This is a genomic window from Marinomonas epiphytica, assembly GCF_054780655.1.
On sequence record NZ_BAAGVX010000038.1, the window covers coordinates 83734 to 108450 of the forward strand.

Below are 24717 nucleotides of genomic sequence, written 5' to 3' on the forward strand. Positions count from 1 at the left end.
GGTTAGAGCTTAAAGCCATTCTCAAGATACTCTGCCACACGCTCATTTTCTCGTTGCTCGGCTTCATCTAAGGTGAGCCCTGATTCATCTTTTATATCCTGAATACTGGATAACTGCTCTAAATCCGCTATCACACCCGTTTGCTTGCATTTGGTAAGCGTAGCTTGGTTTAAGATCTGATTGACCAGACCTAACATATCCGAAGCATGAATGTCTGGTGCTAAGTAAACGGAGTTATATTGGGTGTTTGTGCGTGCTATATAGGCGGCTTTCATTCCCACAGAGAGCGCACCATGAGTATCCCAATCATGAGTCGCCACCAGCCTAATTTGGTCTGGGGTCACTGACAAACATTCAGCCGCATAACGGTAGACGTTGGGGTCCGGTTTGAAGCTGCCAGTTTGTTCGACCGAGATAACCTGATCGAATAACGAGACTATCCCTGCATTTTTTAATTGACGCTGAATCAGATCAGAGGACGAATTGGAAAGTGCCACCGTACGGTAACCCTGTTCTCGCAGTTTGCTTAACGCGGGAATTATATCTTGGTGGGCAGGCAAGCTAGCAAAGCCTTGCAGTAAGTGTTTTTTGCCCTGCTCTGTTAACGCTACGCTAAATTGCGCAGCCACAACTTCAAGCATGCTCGCAGCAAGGGTGGCAAAGTCTGACTTAACCCCCGTTGCAACACAGACCGTCGAACTATGGAGCAACTTGGCAAACCACAACTCTAGTGCGGCGTCATGACGAAACTCTCTGACAAACTGATCTTTTAGCGAACTTAAATCGAGCACAGTCTCATTAATATCGAACACTATAATGTCTTTCGTCATGTCAGCTTCCTCACTCACTAGGGCTTAGCGCATTAGCATAACAAGTGCTACAAGTCTTGAATATAGGGCCCCATACACAAAGGAATGTATATCACCCATGCTATCAGTAACACGTGTAACACATCGTTTTCAGAAAACCAGCGGCCTTTTGACCATAGTTTGTTCGTGATGCCCATTTTGTAATATACCCAATATGCCAACATGGTAATCACCAAACCAAACCAGCAGCCAAGTAAGGTTAAGTCCAGCATTTGGCCTGTTTGCAAATAGCGCCAGCCGTTCAAGCCGATAAAAAAGACCACAATTGGTGTTGAAACTTGCACCATGAATTCAAAGGTAATCAAGCTTTTTAGGGGCTTGAATGCTCCGTATAAGGTGACCAGAACGTATACCACACTTAGCGCGATGGCCACATTGATACTGGCATCGAGCAAGCCACCACTCAAGGTGCTAAACGCCACTGCCACCAGCATAAGGTTCATGCTGATTTGTTGTAGCATTAAATAAATCACTTCCCACCAGTTTGTCCAAATGGGTTGCGTGCGCCCTTGGCATTTAAACTGAAACCCCAGTGCTTGGTAGCTGGTGCCAGCAACAAGTGCCCCAACGCCCCACAACAATAAGGACCATCCCCAAAAATAACGGGAAAGTTGTCCATCCTGAGTCACAAAGAAGTACACTCCCGCCAATATGGTCAGCAGCCCTAATAAATATACCCAGAAGGTCGAACTCGGCTGTGTGATTACAATGAATTTATCCCCATATTGAAATCGACGGCAAGGCTGAATTTCAAACCAGCGTTGCTCATTCATATTGGGGTCGTCATGAGGAATAGACTCTAAGCGGCGAAAAAGAGAGGTCATGGAAGGTATTCTCGTTAGTAAGAAAGGTACCCCATACCAAAGGCATGGGGTACGGCATTATTTATTCAGTTGTTCTAGATAGTGTTGCTGATCTTCATTGAGAGCGGGTGGCAATAGAACAAACTTCCCTACATGTTTCTTATGGGTAAACTCCTCTTGAGCTTGCGCAATGTCCTCTAGAGGGAAAGTTTTAGCGAGTAATGGCTTAATTTCACCTTGTTCTATGTATTTTACTAAGTCTGGGAAAACAGGCTCATCCCAAGCAGTACTGCCATACAGTGTCAGGTCTTTTAAATAAAAGCTGCGCATATCTAAATTCACTAGCGGCCCAGCGATGGCACCTGAAGAGGCATAGCGACCACCACGTTTTAACACCTCAATAATTTGACTAAATGCAGCCCCTGCAACGTTGTCGATGGCAACGTCAACTGACTTTTCACCCAAGGCTTCAATCAAGTCTTCGTCTCTAGCAACTAGGTGGTCAGCACCTATGGCTTTTACTTGATCGAATTTATCACGTCCGCATATGGCTGTTACAGTTGCGCCGCGACGTTTAGCAAGCTGTACAAGTGCTGAACCTACGCCACCTGATGCCCCTGCCACCAAAACATGATCGTTGGCCGATACTTGAGTTCGATGCAGCATGGTTTCAGCTGTGCCGTAAGCACATGGAATCGTGCCTAGCTCAGCATCTGACCAGTCACACTCAACGGGAAAGACTTCACTGGCTGGAATTTTTACGAACTGAGCAAAAGCGCCATCGTAGTCTGAGGCCATCCAAACGTTTTCCATAGAGTCCCAACCCTGGGTGCGTGAACAAGCGCGAATAAGTGCTCGTTTACCCATTAATGCCTTGTCTGAAGCAGCACCGACTGCAACGACTCGGCCACAGCAATCTGTGCCCTGAATAAAAGGAAAAGGCGTAGCGGCATTCCAACCACCATCTGATTTTTGACGGTCACGCTCTTCTTCGTCGCCATCTAGGTCTCCAGTTCCTGTGGTTACGGAAGCAGAATACCACCCCATGCGAGTGTTTATTTCGGTGTTGTTTACACCGGCTGCTAAGACCTGCATAAGAACTTCCCCTTCTTTCAATGTTGGGATAGCCACGTCCTTATATTCTAATTTCTCGTAACCACCATTACCGGTTGTCACAACAGCTTTCATCGCTACCTTACCTGCGCTCAGGTCGAATCGTTGTTTGTCATTTAAAGAATCTATTGTGATGGTCATGATATATGCCTTGCAGAAAATTAAGTGAGTGGGCAAATGATAAGGTAAGGTAGAAAAACCCGCTTATATGAAAATGATGACTATTAATAGTAAAGAAGCTTACTTCGCATTTCAAATGTAATACAAATTAATTCTCCTTGATCTAAGGTCAATCAGTAATAAAAAAACATTTCTCTTCTAAATTTATTGTTCGTTATTATTTACAAACCAACAAAATAAGCTAACACATATAACAAAATACAACACCTCAAAGAAAATTAAAAAATTTAATTTGTTTATATATTTCAATTAATTAAAGATTAATCCCTCCACGAAAAAGAAAAACAAAGTCTCATATCCCTTGAAGAGAATGTAAAAATTATTTACAGTACTAATGATTACAACTCAAACTAAATATATAAAGGCAAGCATTATGGCTCCCATACTGGAAGTTAAGGGACTGTACAAGGTCTTTGGCGACAACCCAGATCGAGTATTTGGCATGATCGATCAAGGGCATGACAAGGATCGTATTTTTGAAAAAACAGGCCTAACTGTAGGTGTAAACGACGTATCGCTTTCCATTAACGAAGGTGAAATTTTTGTCATTATGGGGCTTTCCGGCTCAGGCAAGTCCACATTAGTCCGTTTGTTAAACCGACTCATCGAGCCGACACGAGGCAGCGTTTACTTTAATGGTACTGATATTGCTCATATCTCAGAAAACGAATTACGAGAAGTGCGCCGCCACAATATCTCCATGGTGTTCCAGAATTTCGCTCTCATGCCCCATATGACGGTCATTGAAAATGCTGCATTTGGACTGGAGCTAGCAGGCATTAGCCTATTAGAACGCCGCAAAAGTGCTTTGGCGGCACTAGAGCGCGTTGGCTTAGACGCCTATGCAGACTCCTTTCCAGACGAACTCTCTGGAGGCATGAAGCAGCGAGTAGGTTTAGCCAGAGCCCTAGCTTGCGATCCAGATATCTTATTGATGGATGAGGCTTTTTCTGCCCTTGATCCGTTAATTCGAACAGAAATGCAAGACGAATTAATTCGCCTCCAAAACGATGATAAGCGCACTATAGTGTTTATATCCCACGATTTAGATGAAGCCATGCGAATCGGTGACCGCATTGCCATTATGCAAAACGGCGATGTCGTACAAGTAGGCACCCCCGACGAAATTTTGCACCATCCAGCAAACGATTATGTAGAAGCCTTCTTTAAAGGCGTGAATGTATCAAGCATTTTGACGGTTAAAGACATTGCCCGTAAAAAACCTACTGCCGTGTTTAAAAAGTCTGAACTAGATGGCCCAGCTTCTGCTATGCAGATACTCACAGACCAAGATCGTCAATATGGCATTGTCATTGATAAGTCTTCCCGCTTTTCTGGTGTTGTCTCTCTCGACTCCCTACGCCTTGCCCATAAGGAAAATCGCTCACTGATGAGCGCCCAATTAGAGCAAGTCATCACACTGCACCCCGAACAAAGTATTAATGATGTATTAGGCACCGTTGCTGGAGTGAGTTATGACGTACCCGTTGTTGATGATGCGGGCACCTATTTTGGTGTTGTTACCAAGTCTCGTCTTTTACACACATTAGATAAGGATTCATAATGTCTACAGAGCAAAGTAATAATGATCCTTGGTCACAAACGAGCAACTCTACTAGTGACCCCTGGGGTTCTACAGAAAGCAGCTCTCAAACAGATTGGCTAAGCTCCGACACGGTTAAGGAAGCACCGTTTGACCTACTCGACCCATTTCAAAATGCTGTCTTACCTTTCGACAATTGGGTAGAAACCAGCCTCACTTGGCTCGTTGACCATGGGCGCCCTCTCTTTCAGGCTATTCGTATTCCAATTGATCTGATCTTAAGCTCATTTGAGGCGGCTTTGGTTAGCACGCCTGCGCCTTTTATGTTGCTGGTCCTATTTTTCCTCGCTTGGCAGTTTTCTAACATACGCTTAGCTATCGCTACCGTTGCTTCGTTTGTTTTCATTGGCCTTATAGGCGCTTGGTCCCAAGCAATGACAACTTTATCTTTAGTACTAACCTCGGTGTTTTTCTGTTTGCTAATAGGTTTGCCAGTTGGTATCTGGCTGGCTCGCAGCGATACCGCCGCAAAGTTTGTCCGACCTATATTAGATGCTATGCAAACCACCCCAGCCTTTGTTTATTTAGTGCCTATTGTCATGCTATTTGGCATAGGTAATGTGCCAGGGGTTGTTGTGACCATTATTTTCGCACTGCCGCCCGTTATTCGTTTAACCATTTTGGGCATTCAACAAGTTCCTGAAGAGCTGATTGAAGCAGGCCATTCTTTTGGCGCCAATAAGAAGCAGATGCTCTACCGTATCCAGCTCCCCCTTGCATTACCCACCATTATGGCTGGGGTAAACCAAACTCTCATGCTGTCCCTGTCAATGGTTGTTATTGCTTCCATGATCGCTGTCGGAGGATTAGGACAAATGGTGCTCAGAGGTATTGGTAGGCTAGATATGGGTCTCGCTGCAGTAGGTGGTGTGGGTATTGTTATTTTGGCCATTTTGTTAGATCGCATTACACAGGTTTTGGGGGCAAACGCAGGTAATACAAAACTACGTTGGTATCAAACAGGACCTATTCATTACTTAATGAAGTTAAAAAAACGCCCCTCTCAAACATCAACCAAGGAGAACTCATAATGAACTACTCGTGGAAGAAAACCTTAACAGCAGGTGTCTTAGCGGCTTCTGTCTATACTGGACAAACAATTGCAGTGGAGCTACCTGGCAAGGGAGTTAGTGTTCAGCCATTACAATCTACCGTTGCTGAGGAAACGTTTCAGACTCTTATTGTCAACCGCGCTCTTGAAGCGCTAGGCTACGACGTCCAACCAACCAAAGAGGTTGACTACAATGTGGCCTATACCTCTATTTCTAAAGGAGACGCAACTTTCCTAGCAGTAGGTTGGTTTCCATTACATGCCGATAAGTACACCATGGCAGGTGGGGATGAAAAATTTTATCGCAAAGGTCAATATGTTAGCGGTGCAGCACAAGGCTACTTGATCGATAAGAAAACAGCTGAAGAATATGACATCACTAATATGTCACAACTGAAAGACCCTAAAATAGCAAAACTATTTGATGCCAATGGAGATGGCAAAGCCGACTTAACGGGTTGTAACCCGGGCTGGGGCTGTGAGCTTGTTGTGGAAGAACAACTCGACGCTTTTGAGCTACGTGACACAGTGACACACAACCAAGGTAACTATGCCGCTATTATTGCGGATACCATCTCTCGCTATAAAAAGGGTGAGTCTATTCTGTATTACACTTGGACCCCTTACTGGGTAAGTGGTGTGCTGGTTCCTGGAAAAGATGTTGTTTGGCTTGAGGTTCCTTTCTCAGCACTTCCAGGGGAGCGTAAAGACATTGATACGACTCTTGCAAATGGTAAAAACTATGGCTTTGAAATGAACGCAATGAGTATTGTGGCTAATAAAAAGTTCGCTGCTGAAAACCCTGCAGCCGCAAAACTCTTTGAAATCATGAAGCTGAATATCAATGACGTGAGTGCTCAAAACATGATGATGAGTCAGGGTAAGAATAGCTCAGCAGACATTGAAGCCCACGTGAATGGTTGGATCAAGGCCAACCAGAAGCAATTTGATGCTTGGGTGGCTGAAGCCAAGCACGCCGCTCATTAAAAGCAAATGATGACAACATGGCCTAAGTGGCCATGTTGTGCGACCTTTTCTACTTGCAATTGATGTTCTTTGTTATAAGCTCATTTTTATTAGAGACTTTTCTCAAGGAATTCCATCATGACAGTAAAGCGCTATTCACTTAGCTGCTTTTTATTACTTTTTTGCTTCATCTCAGTATCTTCATACGGTGAGGATCTTAAGGCCATAGATGTTGCCACGGCTTCTCCACGTTTAACTCACTTTCAGATCGATTACTATATTGATGAGTCTGAGTTCTTAGGCTTTCCAAGTATACGCAATAAAGAGTTTATTTCTGCGACTAATCAATTAGCACTTGGTCGTAAAGCCCCTGTTACCTGGATCAAAATACATTTTACGAACTCGAGTTCGGAAAAAGTTACTCGCTACTTACATTTTCCCTATGCCTTTCATAATCATGAACTTGCTCTTATCGAAGCCAAAGAAGGTATTGAAATAGATCGTAAGGAGATCGACTTTGAGCGCTTAGGCGACCAACCTTGGATGTATCGAGGCGGTGCTATTTTTGATATTGAACTTGCCCCAAAGGAAAGTAAAACTGTTTATATAAAATCCGTTGCTTACGCCAGCCAATGGTTTACTCTTCAGCTTTACTCGACCGAAGAGTCAAAGCGAGCGTTAGTGGGAAAGTACACCGACATTTCTCTTATCATGGGGATGATGCTTGCTCTTACTTTCTATAATCTAACTCTTTACTTTTCATCCCGACTTAAAGAACACCTTTATTACGCTTGTTATTTAATATCTGGCGGCATTTGGATTGGGCTTACTTTTGGTTTTTTCGCAGACATACTCAACATTTATGGCCCTTTTATGATCAAGGGCTTTATCAGCCTGATTGCCATGCCAATTTTCTTACTGCATTTTATGATGCATATTTTTGGTACCAAGAAGCGCTATCCTAAAGAACATGCCGCTTTAATGATAATGAGTGCGTTACTGACCCTTGATTTCATTTATGGTGTTTTTGACATACTTGGAGCCATTAAATTTGCAACTAGCCTAGCTGGACTCATGATGCTGGTCAGCTTAGGAGTTAGCCTTTCCATGCTAAAACACAAGCATCCAATAGCGCCTTATTTTTTGTTCGGCCACAGCCTATTCATAATATTTAGTGTTGTTTCTGTTCTCTTTTTTAATGGTGTTTTAGAGTTTAACTATGTAACAAGCCACGCGATGAGCATAGGGATTTTATTAGAAGCATTGATACTGGCACTGATTATTGCTTACCGCATTCGTATTTTGGAAAAACTCAAACGCACACAGCACCAACTTCAAGAGCTGGCTTCAACAGACCCTTTGACCAAACTCTTCAACCGACGCGCATTTAAAGAAACTGTCGAACAGTTAATGACTCAGCCTAAGTATTTAAACCGACCTCTTTGTGTGGCCATTATGGACATAGACTTCTTTAAAAAAGTAAATGATACATATGGGCACCATGTTGGCGACGAAGTGATTATTAAAGTGGCAGAGGAGCTCAAGTTGCACTGCCGTTTAGAGGATATTCCAGCTCGCTATGGTGGCGAAGAATTTGTACTGTTTATACCCAAAACCAATATCGAAGAAGCCACAGCCTTTATTGAGCGTATTCGCCAATCTATTGCTGAGAAAGCCGTCACCACTGAACACGGTCAAACGGTTCATTTCACCATAAGCATTGGTTTAGCCGAGCTAGACAGGTCAAAACCAGACATTGATAGTGCCATTATTCAAGCAGACCAAGCCCTTTACCAAGCAAAGGAAAACGGCCGCAACCAATGTCGTATATATTCAGCTTAGCGCCTTATTAAGGCAGGCTTTTATGCTATAGTAGTGCCAACTTTATTTTCCTTTACTCTTCACATTCTGCGGATACATCAGTATTTATGAATAGACACACTGGCAATTTATTTATTCTGTCTGCTCCATCAGGAGCTGGTAAGTCAAGTTTATACAAAGCGCTTTTGAAGCAGGACGAGAAAGTAAGAATCTCCGTTTCTCATACCACCAGAGCACCACGTACTGGTGAAGAACATGGTCGTGAATACTATTTCACAGACCCCGAGAGCTTTCTCGATATGATTGCGGAAGACGCCTTTTTTGAGCACGCACAAGTTTTTGATAACTATTACGGCACATCAAAAGAGTCTATTTTTTCTATGTTGGAGCAAGGGCTCGATGTCATTTTAGAAATCGATTGGCAAGGCGCTCGCCAAGTTCGAGAACTTTATCCAGACGCCATTAGTTTATTTATTCTTCCCCCATCTCGCCAGTCTTTAGAAGACAGATTAAAAGGCCGCGGTACAGACAGCGAAGATGTTATTCAAAGGCGAATGAATAAAGCTGTGAGCGAAATGTCCCACTATCACGAATATGATTTCGTCATTGTAAATGATGACTTTGACGAGGCATTGGCGCAAATGGCGGCTATTTTCACAGGAATGCGCAGTAAAACTCCTGTGATGCAACAAAAAAACACCAATCTCATTAATGATCTCTTGTCAGAATGAGAGGCCGTTAAGTAGAATTACACTTTGCACAACAGATAATCCAAAATTGAGGTCAAAATGGCTCGAGTTACCGTAGAAGATTGCTTAGAAAATGTAGAAAATCGTTTTGAACTGGTTATGGTTGCTTCAAAACGCGCCCGTCAACTTGCAACAGGCGGTGAGGAAGCAAAAGTTCCTTACGAAAACGACAAAGTGACTGTGGTTGCTTTACGTGAAATTGCTGAAGACCTAATCAACGCTGGCAATGTAGATCAACAAAAACAGCCTGTTCACGAGTTTTAATTTATGCAGTCGCTCACAACCCTCCCTTTATCCCCCTTTGATAATGTCTTGAGGTGAGCGATGTATAGTATTGAAGACTTAGCACAAACCCTGAGTAGCTACCTACCCAATGAGCAAGTTGCTCAGGTCAAGCGTGCCTATTACTACGCAGAACAAGCCCATGACGGTCAAATGCGCAAAAGCGGTGAGCCTTATGTGACTCACCCGCTGGCTGCTGCTGAGATTTTAGCGGAACTGCGCATGGATTGTGACGGTTTAACCGCCGCCCTGTTACACGATGTGATTGAAGACACGGGCATTAGCCGTGAAGCTCTCACGAAGCAGTTCGGTGAAGGGGTCGCAGGGCTTGTCGATGGCGTCAGTAAGTTGACTCATTTAGAGTTTAATAGCCAGTTAGAGAAGCAAGCACACAACTTCCAAAAAATGGCCATGGCAATGGCCGATGACATTCGCGTCATCTTGGTAAAGCTAGCTGACCGCCTACACAATATGCGTACGCTAGACTCCATGCCAGCCCATAAAAAACGCCGCATAGCGAGAGAAACGCTCGATATTTACGCGCCTATTGCCAACCGCTTGGGCATGTACAATGTTCGCATTGATTTAGAGTCCTTAGCATTTCAAGCTTACTACCCTATGCGTGCTCGCATGCTGCAAAAAGCCATCCATAAAAAATATGGCCAACAGCGTAAAAAACAGACTCAAAAGCTTGAAGACACCATCCGAGCTGAGCTGGCCGCAGACTATATTGAAGCTGCGATTAGTGTGCGCGAAAAACACATCTATAGCATTTATCAGAAAATGGACAAGAAGCGTCGTTCTCTCGATGAAATCATGGATGTTATGGGAGTACGTATTGTCACCGACAAACACGACAGCTGTTACCGCATCCTTGGCGTAATTCATTCTCTTTTCAAACCAATTGAAGGTCGCTTTAAAGACTATATTGCTGTCCCTAAATCCAATGGCTATCAGTCTTTACATACCACGGTATTAGGAACCAATGGCATCCCCATGGAGGTACAAATTCGTACTGAAGAAATGGATCTGGTTGCTAACAATGGCATCGCCGCTCATTGGTCCTATAAAGTAAATGGCAACTCTAATGCGCCGAACAGCCATGATCGTGCAACTAAATGGGTACAAAGCCTACTCGATATGCAGCAAAAAGCTCGCAACCCGATGGAATTTGTTGATGAAGTAAAAAGCGATTTATTTCCAGATGAAGTGTATGTGTTTACACCTAATGGGGAAATTATTGAACTGCCTTCTGGAGCAACCCCTGTCGACTTTGCGTATGGCGTGCATACTGAAATCGGGAATACTTGTATTTCTTGTCGAATTAACCGTCGCCTAGCTCCTTTGAGCACTCAGTTAGAAAGCGGCCAAACTGTTGAAATTATTACAGCCAAAAGCGCCCAGCCTAATGTAGCTTGGTTAAGTTTTGCTATTACCGGTAAAGCTCGTACCAATATTAGACACTACCTCAAAGACAAGCAGCGTGAAAACGCCATTACAATTGGTCATAGGCTACTCACTCGCTCTTTAAATGCCTTCAAGAGCAATATTGATGACCTTAGTCATGAGCAAATTGCTCATGTTTTAACAAATCATCAAATGGAACACCTAGATGATTTATTAGAATCCATAGGTAAAGGTCGCCATGTAGGGTACTTAGTGGCCCGCGAGCTGTTCCCCAACTACGATGAAGAAACCTTAGTTACGCCTAAGTCTTTCAAGGTCAATGGCTCAGAAGGCATGCTAATTAGCTATGCGAAATGTTGTTCACCTATACCTGGCGACCCTATAGTCGGCTATGTACAGGTGGATAAGGGCATTATTATCCACCATTTGAACTGCCCTAATATCCAAGATCACTTATCTAACCCTGAGCGTTTCATCCGTATGTCTTGGGGCAAAGAAATTGAAGAAGATCTCGACATTAGCTTGATTGTTAGCTACATAAACGAACGTGGCGCCGTTGCTAAAATCGCCAGCTCTATTAGTGATACGGACTTTCAGGTGTCGAATCTAGATATTATAGAACGAGGCCGGGTGAGTCGCTTGAGACTTAACATTACTGTGGCTAGCCGAGTTGGGTTAGCCGATGTTATGCGAAGGATCAAAGCCGTGCGATGTGTTGAGAAAGTTTCTAGAGAAACCGTTGTTGGGCGTTAGTTTTTACACTTGCGCCTGTTGTTTTAGATTACTCACTTCGGAGTCAACTTAACTATGTCTAAGCAAGTTATCCATACAGAAAATGCACCAGCCGCTATTGGCCCATATTCTCAAGCCGTACGTGCAGGCAATACCGTTTACTTATCAGGTCAAATTCCTCTGGTTCCAGCTACTATGGAAATAGTTAGTGATGATGTTGCAGAACAAACGACTCAGGTTTTTAAAAACCTACAAGCCGTTTGTGAAGCGGCTGGAGGTTCATTAGAGAACATTGTTAAACTCAACATTTTCATGACAGATTTAGGCAATTTCGCCACTGTGAATGAAGTAATGACACAGTTTTTCAAAGAGCCATACCCTGCTCGCGCAGCAATGGGCGTACGTGCTCTACCAAAAGATGTGGCTGTTGAAATCGAAGGCATTATGGTGCTGGAAGACTGAGTCTCAAGTCGCTACTAAAAGAAAGAGGCTACCTAGCCTCTTTCTTTATACGCAAATATTCACTCACTAAGCTTTGATAACCACTTGTGTAACTAGGATAAACAGGCTGCCACCCCTGTTGAGACAAGAAACTTGCTTGTAACCTTTTACCACTGGTTGGCAAATAGCTCTGATCGCCTAGATTCGCTTCCACCTGCAGTTTTTTAGATAGCCATAGCTTTACTTCCCACATGGTTACAGGCGTGCTATCCGTTACAATAATATGCTCTGGTAATTCGGTCTTATTCTCCCACAAGCTAGTTAGCAGTGACAACGCTGAGACGACGTCGTCCCGATGAACCCGGTTGGTCCAACTGTTTTCTCCCCATTCAACTTGGCTGCAAATTTTGTCTAACAAACGAAACCGACCAGGACCATAAATACCTGAGCAACGCACCGCTATGCTTGGAAAATGTGATGATAATAGAAGTTCAGTCGCCAACAATACCTTCGCCGTGTCACTGATGGCTTGGGCTGTGGTGCTTTCATCTACCCACTCCCCCTGGTGTTGCCCGTATACACTGGTGCTCGACACAAACACCATTTGAGGCAGTTTGGCTTCTTTTGCATACCTGTTCACCATCGCTTGCGCGCTCTGTAAATAGGTTTGTTCATAGCTTGCTTGATTGCGACCTTGAGGCGTTAAAATCAGGTAAACAATGTCGACATCGGGTAAGCAGCCATAGTCCAGCTCGGTTAGCTCTCCGGTAATGCCCACTACTCCCTGAGGAAAGTGTGTTCCCGTTTTTCGAATACCGACCACTTGATGCCCTGCACAGACCAACTCACTGGCCAGTCGAGAGCCTATGTCACCACAACCCGCAATAAGAATGTTTGCCATGTTTACCTCAATTTAGGACATGTTTGAATGGAAATAAGAAAAAAACATGATCGAGTATACTTTATCAAATTTTCTATTATCATAGTTATTAGCAATGGATATTTTACAATTTGAGCTGGGGCACTTATGACATTAACCGAACTAAAATACATAGTAATGCTGGCAGAAGAGAAACACTTCGGACGAGCAGCAGAGCGTAGTTATGTCTCTCAACCCACACTGAGTGTGGCTGTCAAAAAGCTTGAAGATGAACTTGGCGCGGCTATTTTTGAGCGCAGCAAAAGTGCGGTCTATATTACACCTCTAGGCACGCAAATTGTTAACCAAGCTAAGCGCGTGCTGGAACAAGCAAATATGATTAAAGAGCTAGCAGCGGCTGGCCAAAATCAGCTAAACGGCCCTTTGAAAGTTGGTGCTATTTTTACCATCGCGCCCTATTTATTTCCCTTTATGATCCCTGAGCTACACCGTATTACCTCAGGTATGCCATTACTGATCGAAGAGGACCTTACAGAGAACTTACGCCCTAAGCTGCGCAATGGTGATCTAGACGCCATCATTGTTGCTTTACCATTTCATGAACCGGATGTAGTCACTCAACCCATTTATGAAGAAGAGTTTGTAGTGCTAATGCAGAAAGGGCACCCTTGGAGCAAGCTTGACGACATTTCTACCGACCAGCTCAGCACAGATAATCTATTATTATTAGGCAAAGGCCACTGCTTCAGTGAACAAGTATTGGAAGCCTGTCCTTTAATTAATGAAAATGAGTTTAACGATGGCCGTACCATTGTTAACGGCAGTTCTTTGGAGACGATTCGCTACATGGTTGCCTCTGGTTTAGGTGTCACAGTATTACCTAAGTCTGCTGTTACAAACATCGACCGAACCTTACTGGATGTTAAACCCTTTAGCAGCCCTGCTCCCAAACGAACCGTGGCCTTGGCATGGCGTGCCAGCTTCCCTCGCCCTAAAGCAATAGAAGCCGTAAGCCAATCTATTCGCGATGCCTGTAAGCGGCTGGAACTGTAAGTGCAATGCCAATGTCACTGGATTGCCAAGATATTAAGGAACTCAAAGGTGTAGGTGTTGCCATGGCCGAAAAACTGGCCAAACTCCACCTACACACTTTACAAGATTTGCTGTTCCACCTGCCGGTTCGCTATCAAGACCGAACCCGAGTAGTGCCGATAGGCCAATTACGTTTTGGCGATGAGGTAGTCGTTGAAGGTGACATTACCAGTTGCGATGTAAAAATGGGCAAGCGTCGTAGCCTTGTATGTCGAATAAAAGATCCAACGGGGGTTCTGCACTTAAGGTTTTTCCATTTTTCAGCGGCACAAAAAAAGCAATTAGCGGCAGGTAAGAAACTGCGTTGTTTTGGCGAGGTCCGACGCGGCCCTATGGGATTTGAAATGTTTCACCCTGAATATCGTCAAACCAGCGACTCTGATGAAACTGAGTCGGATACTCTAACCCCTATTTATCCTTTAACAGAGGGTATCACGCAAACCAAAATTCGAGACCTATGTTCTCAGGCCCTTGAACAACTCAATGAATTTAACTTACCGGAATGGTTACCTGACAGCCTGCGCCAGGAGTTCAGTTTGCCTTCTCTCAAAGCCTCTATTGAGTTCCTCCACCACCCAGCGAGAGAGGCAAACCTTGCGCAATTACAATCGGGCTCTCACCCCGCTCAATATCGATTATCTTTCGAAGAATTAATGGCTCATCAATTATCATTGATTGGCAAGCGTTTACAAGCCAAACAAGATAAAGCCATAAAAGTTGAGAGTGCAGGGCAATTAAGCCAAGCTTTATTGGCAGGGCTTCCATTCTCCCCGACCCAAGCACAAGAGCGCGTGTTTCAAGATATTTTAAAAGACCTTGGTACTGGGCAACCTATGCTCCGCCTAATACAAGGGGACGTTGGTTCAGGTAAAACACTGGTTGCAGCACTGGCCGCAGCGAGTGTAGTACAGGCAGGTTATCAGGTAGCTATTATGGCGCCAACGGAAATTCTTGCAGAGCAACACCACACCAATTTTCGCCAATGGTTTGAGCCACTTAATATAAAGGTCGCCTGGATGATTGGCAAACTCAAAGGCAAACAACGGGCAGAGCAACTTGCTAATATTCAATCTGGAGATGCGCAGATCGTCGTTGGCACTCATGCGCTTTTCCAAGAGAGTGTAGAGTTTAATAAATTAGCTTTAGTGATCATTGATGAACAGCATCGGTTTGGCGTTCATCAGCGTATGGCCTTACGTGAAAAAGGACTTCTACAAGGCTTCCAGCCACATCAGTTAATCATGACCGCCACCCCTATACCGAGAACACTGGCGATGTCCGCTTATGCCGATTTAGATTGTTCAATCATTGATGAACTCCCTCCAGGCAGAACCCCAGTAAATACTATTGTCGTTTCAAATCAGAGGCGCCAAGAAGTGATTGAACGTGTGAAAGCCGCCTGTCAGGAGGGTAAACAAGCCTATTGGGTATGTACCCTTATTGAAGAGTCTGAAGCCTTACAGTGCCAAGCCGCAGAAGACACCGCAGAGTTACTGCAAACCGAGTTACAACACCTTAAAGTCGGATTAGTACATGGTCGCCTCAAAGCGAAAGAAAAAGCCGATATTATGGCGCAATTCAAAGCCGCTGAAATTCACCTTCTGGTAGCAACCACTGTGATTGAAGTGGGTGTGGATGTGCCAAACTCTAGCCTAATGGTTATCGAAAACCCAGAACGTTTAGGTTTAGCTCAGTTGCATCAACTTAGAGGGCGTGTCGGCCGTGGCACCACAGCGAGCCATTGCGTGCTCTTGTATAACGCGCCACTCGGCCAGCAAGGTAAAACTCGACTAGCCACCATGAGAGACACCAGCGATGGTTTTAAAATCGCTGAGAAAGATTTAGAGCTACGCGGACCAGGTGAATTACTAGGTACTCGTCAAACTGGCTTGTGGGAGTTCAAAGTGGCTGACTTACAAAGAGATAAGAGCTTACTTGACGACGTTCAAAAGGCGGCCACCTACTTACACCAGTCTTACCCAGAGCATGTATCGCCGCTCCTCGCTCGCTGGCTTCCGCAACATAGCCAGTACCTGAATGTTTAAGAATTATTCACCAGATTGTCACAAATAGTTCATTTTTTTCTTGCGAAAACTGGGGTTCTCGTCAAATATTCATCGAGTTCTCAGTTTCATTTTTATGAGGAATAATATGAATACACGCATTGAAACGGTGCCACACCACTCAAAAATTTCAATGCAAGGATGCACTTATAGTATTGAAGAAAAAAACGTTTTCATCACGATTGATAAAATTCGCAGTACGCGTACCACAGGCAACCTAAGTGGCCATCTACGATTACAATTGTTCGCTTTATTCGAAAAAGCAGATAGTGAAGAGCTCTGCCATTGCTTGGTCGCAACAACAGAAATTGGTGAGTTACTTGGTCAGCAAAGTCTTGAGCATTGCCAATATGCGTTAAGTCTGTCTGAACAGCCCCCTGGCGCAGGTCGTTTTAGCCTGCAACTAAGTGAGTGGAATGGACAAGACTATATTGTTTGCGATGCCACTTACTTTGAAGCACCTTACGAAGAAAATTGCGTTGTGGAGCCTAGAAAGCCCATTAAAGACAAGACCAAAAGCGCTTCGATAAAAAAGAAGGCAAGTAATTTAGCCTTACACTATACAAAGCAGCAAGAATCCGAAAACAAGTTCCAACAATTCAATCGTTTTCTTCGTAGCTTACTAAGCCGCTCTTAGGCCTTAGCTACGGAATACTCACCACCGTCGTGTTTTTAACTTCTTCCATAGCTACATAAGTACGGGACTCTCTGACATGAGGTAAGGTCAGTAGGGTCTCGCCCAGTAAGCGGCGATACGCATCCATATTGGACACACGCGCTTTAAGCAAATATTCGAAATCACCCGCAATTAGGTGACACTCTAGAATTTCAGGCACTTCAGATACACTCGCTTTAAATTCTTGGAAACCTTCAGGTGAGGTTGTTTTAAGGCGAATCTCTACAAACACCAGCAAGCCAGCCTCTACTTTTTTAGGGTCAACTAGGGCGCAGTAACCTGTGATATAACCATTTCGTTCTAGTCTTCTGACACGTTCTAAGCAAGGGGTAGCACTTAACCCTACTCGGCTCGCCAACTCAACATTTGATAAACGTCCGTTCAGCTGTAGCTCGCGAAGAATTTTTTTGTCTAAGCGATCAAGTGGCTTGGTAGAGCTTTCCATTAGGCGCGGCCTCCTCATAAAACTGGCAGGTAAAGGTCGATTCTAGCATGCAAATTGCATTTCGTGGGTAACCCTTTTAAGTATAGTTTACGACAAATATGAGAACTTTCAGCACCAACGCCCTAAACAAGTGCGTAATTTACAAAATGTAATCAAAAAAACTAACGATTCGACAAAAAATCACTATAACAGTGCATTTAAAAAAATGCGCTTAGCTCTAACCCTTGCGGCATATGCTTTTTGTCAATATTTGGAATCTTTAAAAGCGACATAAGATTGCAATATTTTTGCTTTAAATGTGTAAAAAAACCGCACCAAGGCCATATTTTATGAAACTTTCTACTTGACTATGACACTAAAGAATAATTCTATTAGGTCATGCGGTGACTATTTAGAAGAATACACTGCATAACTACAATAAAAATAGAATAACAAAATGTTGGCAACGTTTTTGCTTATATAAAACACTAGAGTTTGCACTCTTTCTAACTAAAACAAGCAAGATAACAACATAACAATCGCCTGGGAGGCTTATAAATGAAATCTAACGTAGGTAAATTAGTTTCTACCGCAGCAGTTGCTGCAACGCTTAGTACTGCCGCTGCTGCCGCAACTCTTGATGATGTTAAAGCAAAAGGCTTCATCCAATGTGGTGTGAGTCAGGGTGTTCCAGGTTTCTCTAACGCCGATGATTCTGGTAACTGGACAGGCATCGACGTAGACGCATGTCGCGCAGCTGCAGCTGCTATTTTTGGCGATGCTCAGGCCGTTAAATTTACTCCTCTATCTGCTAAAGAGCGTTTCACTGCCCTACAATCTGGTGAAATCGACGTTCTTTCTCGTAACACTACTTGGACTTACACTCGTGACTCTTCTTTGGGCCTAGACTTTACAACCGTTAACTTCTACGACGGTCAAGGTTTCATGGTTCGTAAAGATCTAGGTGTAGAGTCTGCTCTTGACCTTGACGGTGCGACTGTTTGTACTGAGCAAGGTACAACGACTGAATTGAACATGGCTGACTTCTTCCGTAAACATCAATTGTCTTACGTTCCAGTTATCGTTCAGAAAGCTGACGAAGCTCTAGCTGCATACGCATCTGGTCGTTGTGATGTATTCACAACAGATAAGTCAGGTCTAGCTGCTCACCGTTCTAAACTATCCGATCCTTCTGCTCACGTAATTCTTTCTGAAACTATTTCTAAAGAGCCTCTAGGCCCTGTTGTTCGCCATGGCGACAACCAGTGGAAAGATATCGTAACTTGGGCAATGTTCGTACAGGTTAACGCTGAAGAAATGGGTATTTCTTCTGACAACGTTGCGAAAATCAAGAGCGAAACAACGGATCCAGGCATCAAACGTCTTCTAGGTGTTGAAGGTGACATGGGTGCTCAACTTGGTCTACCAGCTGACTGGGCTTACAACGTTATTTCTCTAGTAGGTAACTACGGTGAAGTATTTGAACGTAACGTTGGACCTTCTACTCCGGTTGGCCTACCACGCGGTATCAACAACTTATGGACTGAAGGCGGCGTAATGTACGCGCCACCAGTACGTTAATCTTTCCTAGCTATATACCTTTAGGGTACTTCTCGGTGGCACTTTGCCACCGAGACATCTCCCGCCTTTTCTACCACATCTGACGAGCATTTTTTGCCTGAATTAAGATGAGCGATAAAAATACTTCTAGCAATACAAGTCTATTGAATGATGCTGGCACTCGTGCCCTTATCTTTCAAATTATACTCTTGGCTGTTGTTGCATTTGTGGGTTACTACTTGTTCAGTAACCTTCAAGCGAACTTAGCCAACCGAGGCATTTCCACGGGTTTTTCTTTCTTTAATGAACCTGCTGGATTTCCCGTCCTTATTCACCTTATTGAATACACAGAAGCAGACACTTATGGACGAGCTTTTGTCGTTGCCCTAATAAACACCTTTGTTATTTCTCTCTTGGGCATTATTTTAGCCACTGTGATCGGCGTGATCATGGGTTTGGCTAGGCTATCAAAAAACTGGCTAGTAGCCCGTTTAGCCACTGTGTACATAGAAACCTTACGTAACGTTCCTCTGCTACTGCAAATGTTCTTTTGGTATTTTGCTGTACTAGCTGCGTTACCTGCACCACGAAATAGCTTTGAGTTAGGTGACTTTCTCCTAAATAAACGAGGCATCTACTCTCCTAACCCGATTACTCAAGACGGTTTTGGGGTCGTGATTGCAGGGTTTATTTTGTCCATTGTCGCTTCTATCGGCATCATCATCTGGGCGAAAAAACGACAAACGAAAACCGGTGTTTGGTTCCCTGCTTACTGGGCTTCTTTAGGCACTATTATCCTTGTTACCTTCCTTGCATTGGCTGTGTCTGGTTTCCCGATTGAATTTGACCTTCCTCAGAAAAGTCGCTTTAACGTCACTGGCGGTATGGTGCTTCCTCCTGAGTTTGTCGCTGTATTGGTTGCGTTATCAACTTATACAGGTTCATTTATTGCCGAGATCGTTCGTGCGGGTATTTTGTCTGTAAACTGGGGACAAACTGAGGCCGCTCGCTCCTTGGGCTTGAAAGACAATCTGACTCAGCGCCTTATTGTCCTACCTCAAGCTCTACGCGTTATTATTCCGCCACTCACTAGCCAATACCTAAACCTTGCGAAGAACTCTTCGCTGGGTGCTGCTATTGCTTACCCTGAGCTGGTTGCGGTTGTTATGGGTACGACTCTGAACCAAACAGGTCAGGCCATTGAAACCATTGGTTTGTGTATGTTGGTTTACGGTACGTTAAGTTTGTCCATTTCAGTATTCATGAACTGGTACAACAAAAAAATGTCATTAATGGAGCGCTAGGAGGCTGTTTATGGCTATTGAATTTAAACCATCACCCAGCCTGCCACCACCAGTTAACTCGGTGGGTGCTGTTGCTTGGCTTAGACAGAACTTATTGTCTTCACCGTTAAATATCTTTTTAACGCTGTTTAGCTTGTATGTTCTTTATTTATTGGTGCCACCTGTTGTTCAGTGGGGCATTGTAAACGCGACTTGGGAAGGCGCATCGAAAGCTGACTGTGGCCCTGATGGCGCATGCTGGGCCTTTATTGGGGCTCGTTTTGACCAATTCATGTACGGCTTATACCCGAGTGAAGAAACCTGGCGTATTAACCTAGCTTCTATCATGTTGGTTGTCATGCTAGGCGCCTATGCAATTAAAGCGGTTAACAAGCTTTACTTGTCTATTGCGATCATAGTGGTTTACCCAGTTGTTGCTTACATCTTGTTTGCTGGCGGCCTATTTGGTTTGGAAGTTGTAGAAACCTCTCTATGGGGTGGTCTATTCCTTACTATGTTGCTGGGTATTATTGGTATTGTCGCGTCATTCCCTTTGGGTGTGCTATTAGCTTTAGGTCGTCGTTCAGACATGCCTGTCGCTAAGTCTGTATGTGTCGTATTTATCGAGACTATCCGTGCTGTTCCTTTGATTACCATCCTGTTTATGGCATCCGTTATGATTCCACTGTTCCTGCCAGAAGGTATGAACTTTAATAAACTGTTGCGTGTACTTATTGGTATTACCTTGTTCTCTGCAGCATACATGGCAGAGGTAATTCGTGGTGGTCTACAAGCGATTCCAAAAGGGCAATACGAAGCCGCTGATGCTATGGGGCTAACCTACTGGCAGTCAATGGTATTGGTTATCCTACCACAGGCTTTGAAGCTAGTTATTCCTGGTATCGTAAACACTTTCATCGGTCTATTTAAAGATACGACTCTGGTTTATATCGTTGGTATGTTCGACTTTTTGGGTATTATCCAATTAGCCAACCACGATGCCAACTGGCTTGGAACAACAGTAGAAGGTTATGCCTTTGCCGGCTTTGTTTATTGGGCTATTTGTTTCGGTATGTCTCGTTACAGTATGGCAATCGAACGTAAATTAGAAACCGGTCATAAGCGCAATTAGTTAAGAATTTGAGGTCAATACAATGACAGAAAGAAATATGGCACTTGCCCAACTTGAGCCGGGTGAAGAAGCAATTATCCAATTTAACGATGTGAACAAATGGTACGGGGATTTCCACGTCCTAAAAAACATCAACTTCAGCATCAAAAAAGGCGAGCGTATCGTTGTTTGTGGGCCTTCTGGTTCAGGTAAGTCAACAATGACACGCTGTATCAACCGCCTTGAGGAGCACCAGAAGGGCTCAATTATTGTTGATGGCATTGAGATGAACGACAACCTTAAGAACATCGAAGCCATCCGTAAGGATGTCGGTATGGTGTTCCAGCACTTTAATCTGTTCCCTCACTTGACCATTTTAGAGAACCTAACCTTAGCGCCGATTTGGGTACGTAAAACACCTAAAAAGGAAGCAGAAGAAATGGCAATGCACTACTTGGAGCGTGTAAAAATCGCCAACCAAGCACTGAAATACCCAGGTCAGCTATCAGGTGGTCAGCAGCAACGCGTTGCCATTGCGCGTGGCTTGTGTATGAAACCACGTATTATGCTATTTGATGAGCCAACATCTGCTCTTGACCCTGAAATGATCAAGGAAGTATTGGACGTTATGGTGCAGCTTGCCGATGAAGGCATGACCATGGTGTGTGTAACACACGAAATGGGCTTTGCTAAAACGGTTGCAGACCGTGTTGTTTTCATGGATGCAGGAGAGATCGTTGAAGCTAACGAACCTACTGAGTTCTTCGATAACCCACAACATGATCGTACCCAATTGTTCTTAAGTCAGATTCTTAATCACTGATTTCATTGCAATTCGTGGTATATTAAAAGCCTCATCACTGGTGTGATGAGGCTTTTTTGTTTGACCGTTTGAGATGTACCAAGGATATAGGCTGTTTTACTTATTATGGATAAAAATAATCAGAGCCCTGATCCTTTAACTCTTTGTGTTTTACACTTTGCTGATCACAATGGGCGTGTACAGATTATTTTTCCGCGTCATCGTATTCTTGATATTGGCCAGGTGTCTAAAATCACTAACCGACATTTTAAGCCTATCTATCCTGTTTCACCACAGAACCAAGATCGCTTTAACCTGTCCCGTCAAACAATCGTAGACAGCTATATTTTCAATTATGACACGGCCCGTGTTTTATCCCCTTATGGGGAAGATTATGTCGAGCTAGAAACGAAGGAAATTCAGAAAAGCTTTGCAGGCCCTCTGAATTATTTTGAGCCAATATCCATAAATACCGAGCAAGTCCCTAAGATTGTCAAAGACCACAGACAAGATGAAGAGCAAATGAAGCTCGCCTTAGGTCGCTTTCAGTCAATACGCATTAAACAAAGGCTCCATGAAACGTTGGAAATGCCAGCCTTGTCTAACAGCGCCCAACGTATCATTCAGTTGTCTACGAAAGACAAAGCAGATGCTGAAGAGTTGTGTGACATCATCAGCCTAGACCCAAGTTTAGCAGCTCAGGTCATGGCATGGGCCTCCTCCCCTTATTACGGCACTCGTAATGATGTGTCTTCCATTAAAGATGCCATTGTACGAGTCGTTGGTTATGACCTAGTGCTTAACCTCTCCCTGGGTTTATCACTTAGCAATTGTGTTTCACCCCCTAAGCATGGCCCTAGGCCCTACCAAGATTTTTGGCTTAATGCTGTGTCCCAAGCTTTTCTAATGGAATGCTTAGCGAGGGAAATGCCAACTTCTAACTCTCATTTCATCGGCCATGCTTACTTAGTAGGACTACTGCACAACTTTGGTTATTTAGTCATGGGGACCGTACTATCACCCTATTTTAATCTCCTGTCTCGCAGCCAAGAGGCAAATCGACACCAGCCTACTGAGCTCATAGAAATGCACACATTGCATTTTACTCAAGAACAAATTGCCTCTTGGCAGTTACAGCATTGGGGGCTGCCGGAAGATGTTTGTTTGGCGATTCGTTATAGTAAAGACCAGGCTTACCAAGGCGAACACGAGCAACTGGCAAGGCTCATGTTTGTTGCGCAAACGTTATATAAGGGTGAAACAATAACCGAAGAACAATTAAAGCCACTCGGACTTGAGCAAGAAAGAGTGCAAGCGTGTTACCATCAGCTAATGACATCTAAAACACTTTTACGCCAATTAGCAAAACTCATTAAAAAGCCATCGTAACGCATGTTTGTACTCAATCACTCTGCTGCTAAACAATTTGATTATCGCTGGCATCCAAGCCAACGAATTAATAAGCAACAAGTGCCTAAGCAACTCTGGCCTTGGTTGACGACCCATAGCTCCCTAACGGCAAAACTCCAAAGTGTTGGTGAACTTACCGTACAAGTCATTGAAGATGATTGGGGGCCGGCCACACCGCGAGAAAGAAAACGTTTAAAACTAAGATCGCGTCAGGCAACCCGTATTCGTACTGTGGTACTCATTTGCAATGATCTGCCTGTGATCTACGCACGCTCAGTTGTGCCCGTGAGTGCTTTATGCGGTCATTGGCGACAAGTAAAACACTTAAAAAATACGCCGTTAGGTGGTTATTTATTCCGTCACCGAGGGCTGAAGCGAAGCGCTGTAGAGATAGCTAATTTGCCTAAGTCTCTATTCCCAGGGCAAGAGCAATCTTTATGGGCAAGGCGTTCAGTGTTTCAGCAATACGGACAAGGTATTCTTGTCTGTGAAGTATTCTTCCAAGAGATCACTCAATTACCACAACCTTTTAAAACACTATGAGCAAACTTAAAGACTACGCAGACCTTACCCGATTCAACCGCCCTATTGGCTCACTCCTACTTATGTGGCCGACTCTTTGGGCCTTATGGTTAGCAGCCGACGGATGGCCTGATTGGCATCTGATTGTTATTTTTGTGCTTGGGGTATTCGCAATGCGCTCGGCGGGGTGTGTTATTAATGATTATGCTGATCGTAAAGTGGATGGATTTGTTGAACGCACCAAGAATCGCCCCCTTCCGTCTGGTCGTGTGAGTGAAAAAGAAGCACTTATCGTTTTTGCTAGTTTGGCTCTATTAAGCTTTATTTTGGTTCTTTTTACCGACTTTAGAACCATAATGCTGTCTTTTATAGGGTTAGGCTTAGCGGCTTTGTATCCCTTTATGAAGCGCTATACGCATTTGCCGCAACTGTTTTTAGGGTTAGCTTTCTCTTGGGCTATTCCAATGGCTTACAGTGCTCAAGGTGGCGACCTAAGCGACCCTAAACTGTGGATGCTATTTCTAGCAAACTGTTTATGGACCATCGCCTACGACACTTATTACGCTATGACAGACAGACCCGATGACTTAAAAGTCGGCATCAAATCCACAGCGATTTTATTTGGCCAGTACGACCTATTAATCATCCTCATTTTGCAAGGTCTTACCCTATCCTTATTAACTTGGATAGGTGTGTTAGGGTCTTTGCCATGGCCTTTCTTTGTATCGCTTTTACTTTGCTGTGGTTTGTTTATCCAACAACATCTACAAACCAAAACGCGTGATAGGCAAGCTTGTTTCCATGCTTTTCTTGCTAATAACCGAGTGGGCTTGTGTGTCTTTGTGGGCTTACTACTAAGCTATTAAGTTGAATTTAT

General features: G+C 43.9%; 23 protein-coding genes. 18 read left to right on the forward strand and 5 right to left on the reverse strand.

Going from position 1 to position 24717, the window contains the following annotated elements:
- Positions 1-2 precede the first annotated feature (2 nt).
- The 3 genes from ACYVGZ_RS12805 to ACYVGZ_RS12815 are packed head-to-tail and all read right to left on the reverse strand — an operon-like array spanning position 3 to position 2926.
- On the reverse strand, positions 3-830 hold the full coding sequence (locus tag ACYVGZ_RS12805; protein ID WP_460756228.1) for a haloacid dehalogenase type II: 828 nt from the start codon (positions 828-830) through the stop codon (positions 3-5).
- Between the two features lie 47 nt (positions 831-877).
- Positions 878-1693 carry a hypothetical protein gene (locus ACYVGZ_RS12810; protein WP_460756230.1) on the reverse strand — a complete coding sequence of 272 codons (816 nt, stop codon included), beginning with the start codon at positions 1691-1693 and terminating at the stop codon, positions 878-880.
- Between the two features lie 57 nt (positions 1694-1750).
- Positions 1751-2926 (reverse strand): alcohol dehydrogenase family protein, encoded by a 1176-nt coding sequence (locus ACYVGZ_RS12815; protein ID WP_460756233.1) that lies wholly within the window; start codon positions 2924-2926, stop codon positions 1751-1753.
- Positions 2927-3338: 412 nt separating this feature from the next.
- Here ACYVGZ_RS12815 and proV point away from each other — a divergent pair, with 412 nt between their 5' ends.
- From proV to ACYVGZ_RS12855, 8 genes are all read left to right on the forward strand, one after another.
- The gene (proV, locus tag ACYVGZ_RS12820) at positions 3339-4529 is read left to right on the forward strand and encodes a glycine betaine/L-proline ABC transporter ATP-binding protein ProV (RefSeq protein WP_460756236.1); all 1191 of its coding nucleotides are present in this window, start codon (positions 3339-3341) and stop codon (positions 4527-4529) included.
- Positions 4529-5599, forward strand: coding sequence for a glycine betaine/L-proline ABC transporter permease ProW (gene proW, locus ACYVGZ_RS12825; RefSeq protein ID WP_460756238.1), 1071 nt, complete (start codon positions 4529-4531; stop codon positions 5597-5599). Before proV ends, proW begins: the two co-directional genes overlap by 1 nt.
- A complete protein-coding gene (proX, locus tag ACYVGZ_RS12830) occupies positions 5599-6606 on the forward strand; it encodes a glycine betaine/L-proline ABC transporter substrate-binding protein ProX (RefSeq protein WP_460756241.1) in 1008 nt (335 codons plus the stop codon). The genes proW and proX overlap by 1 nt, the downstream gene beginning before the upstream one ends.
- A gap of 117 nt (positions 6607-6723) precedes the next feature.
- Positions 6724-8427 carry a sensor domain-containing diguanylate cyclase gene (locus tag ACYVGZ_RS12835; RefSeq protein ID WP_460756244.1) on the forward strand — a complete coding sequence of 568 codons (1704 nt, stop codon included), beginning with the start codon at positions 6724-6726 and terminating at the stop codon, positions 8425-8427.
- Between the two features lie 86 nt (positions 8428-8513).
- Complete coding sequence (gmk, locus tag ACYVGZ_RS12840) at positions 8514-9137, forward strand: guanylate kinase (protein WP_460756246.1); 624 nt, start codon at positions 8514-8516, stop codon at positions 9135-9137.
- A 57-nt stretch (positions 9138-9194) separates the two neighbouring features.
- Positions 9195-9419, forward strand: coding sequence for a DNA-directed RNA polymerase subunit omega (gene rpoZ / locus ACYVGZ_RS12845; RefSeq protein WP_460756248.1), 225 nt, complete (start codon positions 9195-9197; stop codon positions 9417-9419).
- Between the two features lie 60 nt (positions 9420-9479).
- Positions 9480-11597, forward strand: coding sequence for a RelA/SpoT family protein (locus ACYVGZ_RS12850; RefSeq protein WP_460756251.1), 2118 nt, complete (start codon positions 9480-9482; stop codon positions 11595-11597).
- A gap of 54 nt (positions 11598-11651) precedes the next feature.
- Positions 11652-12038 (forward strand): RidA family protein, encoded by a 387-nt coding sequence (locus tag ACYVGZ_RS12855; RefSeq protein WP_460756254.1) that lies wholly within the window; start codon positions 11652-11654, stop codon positions 12036-12038.
- A gap of 28 nt (positions 12039-12066) precedes the next feature.
- Here ACYVGZ_RS12855 and ACYVGZ_RS12860 read toward each other — a convergent pair whose 3' ends face one another.
- Complete coding sequence (locus ACYVGZ_RS12860; RefSeq protein ID WP_460756257.1) at positions 12067-12918, reverse strand: NAD-dependent epimerase/dehydratase family protein; 852 nt, start codon at positions 12916-12918, stop codon at positions 12067-12069.
- A gap of 126 nt (positions 12919-13044) precedes the next feature.
- Here ACYVGZ_RS12860 and ACYVGZ_RS12865 point away from each other — a divergent pair, with 126 nt between their 5' ends.
- From ACYVGZ_RS12865 to ACYVGZ_RS12875, 3 genes are all read left to right on the forward strand, one after another.
- The gene (locus ACYVGZ_RS12865) at positions 13045-13950 is read left to right on the forward strand and encodes a hydrogen peroxide-inducible genes activator (RefSeq protein ID WP_460756259.1); all 906 of its coding nucleotides are present in this window, start codon (positions 13045-13047) and stop codon (positions 13948-13950) included.
- 5 nt (positions 13951-13955) lie between these two features.
- Entirely contained in the window at positions 13956-16034 is a 2079-nt protein-coding gene (recG, locus tag ACYVGZ_RS12870) for an ATP-dependent DNA helicase RecG (protein ID WP_460756262.1), read from the forward strand.
- Positions 16035-16140: 106 nt separating this feature from the next.
- Positions 16141-16689 (forward strand): hypothetical protein, encoded by a 549-nt coding sequence (locus ACYVGZ_RS12875; RefSeq protein ID WP_460756264.1) that lies wholly within the window; start codon positions 16141-16143, stop codon positions 16687-16689.
- Between the two features lie 7 nt (positions 16690-16696).
- Here the strand turns inward: ACYVGZ_RS12875 and lrp are convergent, their stop codons facing one another.
- Positions 16697-17173: a leucine-responsive transcriptional regulator Lrp gene (lrp, locus tag ACYVGZ_RS12880; RefSeq protein ID WP_460756267.1), complete on the reverse strand. Its 477-nt coding sequence runs from the start codon at positions 17171-17173 to the stop codon at positions 16697-16699.
- A 537-nt stretch (positions 17174-17710) separates the two neighbouring features.
- Here lrp and ACYVGZ_RS12885 point away from each other — a divergent pair.
- The 7 genes from ACYVGZ_RS12885 (at position 17711) to ubiA (ending at position 24706) form a co-directional block, all read left to right on the forward strand.
- Positions 17711-18733 (forward strand): amino acid ABC transporter substrate-binding protein, encoded by a 1023-nt coding sequence (locus ACYVGZ_RS12885; RefSeq protein WP_460756268.1) that lies wholly within the window; start codon positions 17711-17713, stop codon positions 18731-18733.
- A 107-nt stretch (positions 18734-18840) separates the two neighbouring features.
- On the forward strand, positions 18841-20016 hold the full coding sequence (locus tag ACYVGZ_RS12890; protein ID WP_460756272.1) for an amino acid ABC transporter permease: 1176 nt from the start codon (positions 18841-18843) through the stop codon (positions 20014-20016).
- 10 nt (positions 20017-20026) lie between these two features.
- On the forward strand, positions 20027-21127 hold the full coding sequence (locus ACYVGZ_RS12895) for an amino acid ABC transporter permease (protein ID WP_460756274.1): 1101 nt from the start codon (positions 20027-20029) through the stop codon (positions 21125-21127).
- Positions 21128-21149: 22 nt separating this feature from the next.
- Entirely contained in the window at positions 21150-21929 is a 780-nt protein-coding gene (locus ACYVGZ_RS12900; RefSeq protein WP_460756278.1) for an amino acid ABC transporter ATP-binding protein, read from the forward strand.
- A 105-nt stretch (positions 21930-22034) separates the two neighbouring features.
- Positions 22035-23297 (forward strand): HDOD domain-containing protein, encoded by a 1263-nt coding sequence (locus ACYVGZ_RS12905; protein WP_460756280.1) that lies wholly within the window; start codon positions 22035-22037, stop codon positions 23295-23297.
- 3 nt (positions 23298-23300) lie between these two features.
- Complete coding sequence (locus ACYVGZ_RS12910; protein WP_460756283.1) at positions 23301-23861, forward strand: chorismate--pyruvate lyase family protein; 561 nt, start codon at positions 23301-23303, stop codon at positions 23859-23861.
- Complete coding sequence (ubiA, locus tag ACYVGZ_RS12915) at positions 23858-24706, forward strand: 4-hydroxybenzoate octaprenyltransferase (RefSeq protein ID WP_460756286.1); 849 nt, start codon at positions 23858-23860, stop codon at positions 24704-24706. The genes ACYVGZ_RS12910 and ubiA overlap by 4 nt, the downstream gene beginning before the upstream one ends.
- The last annotated feature ends 11 nt before the right edge of the window (positions 24707-24717 follow it).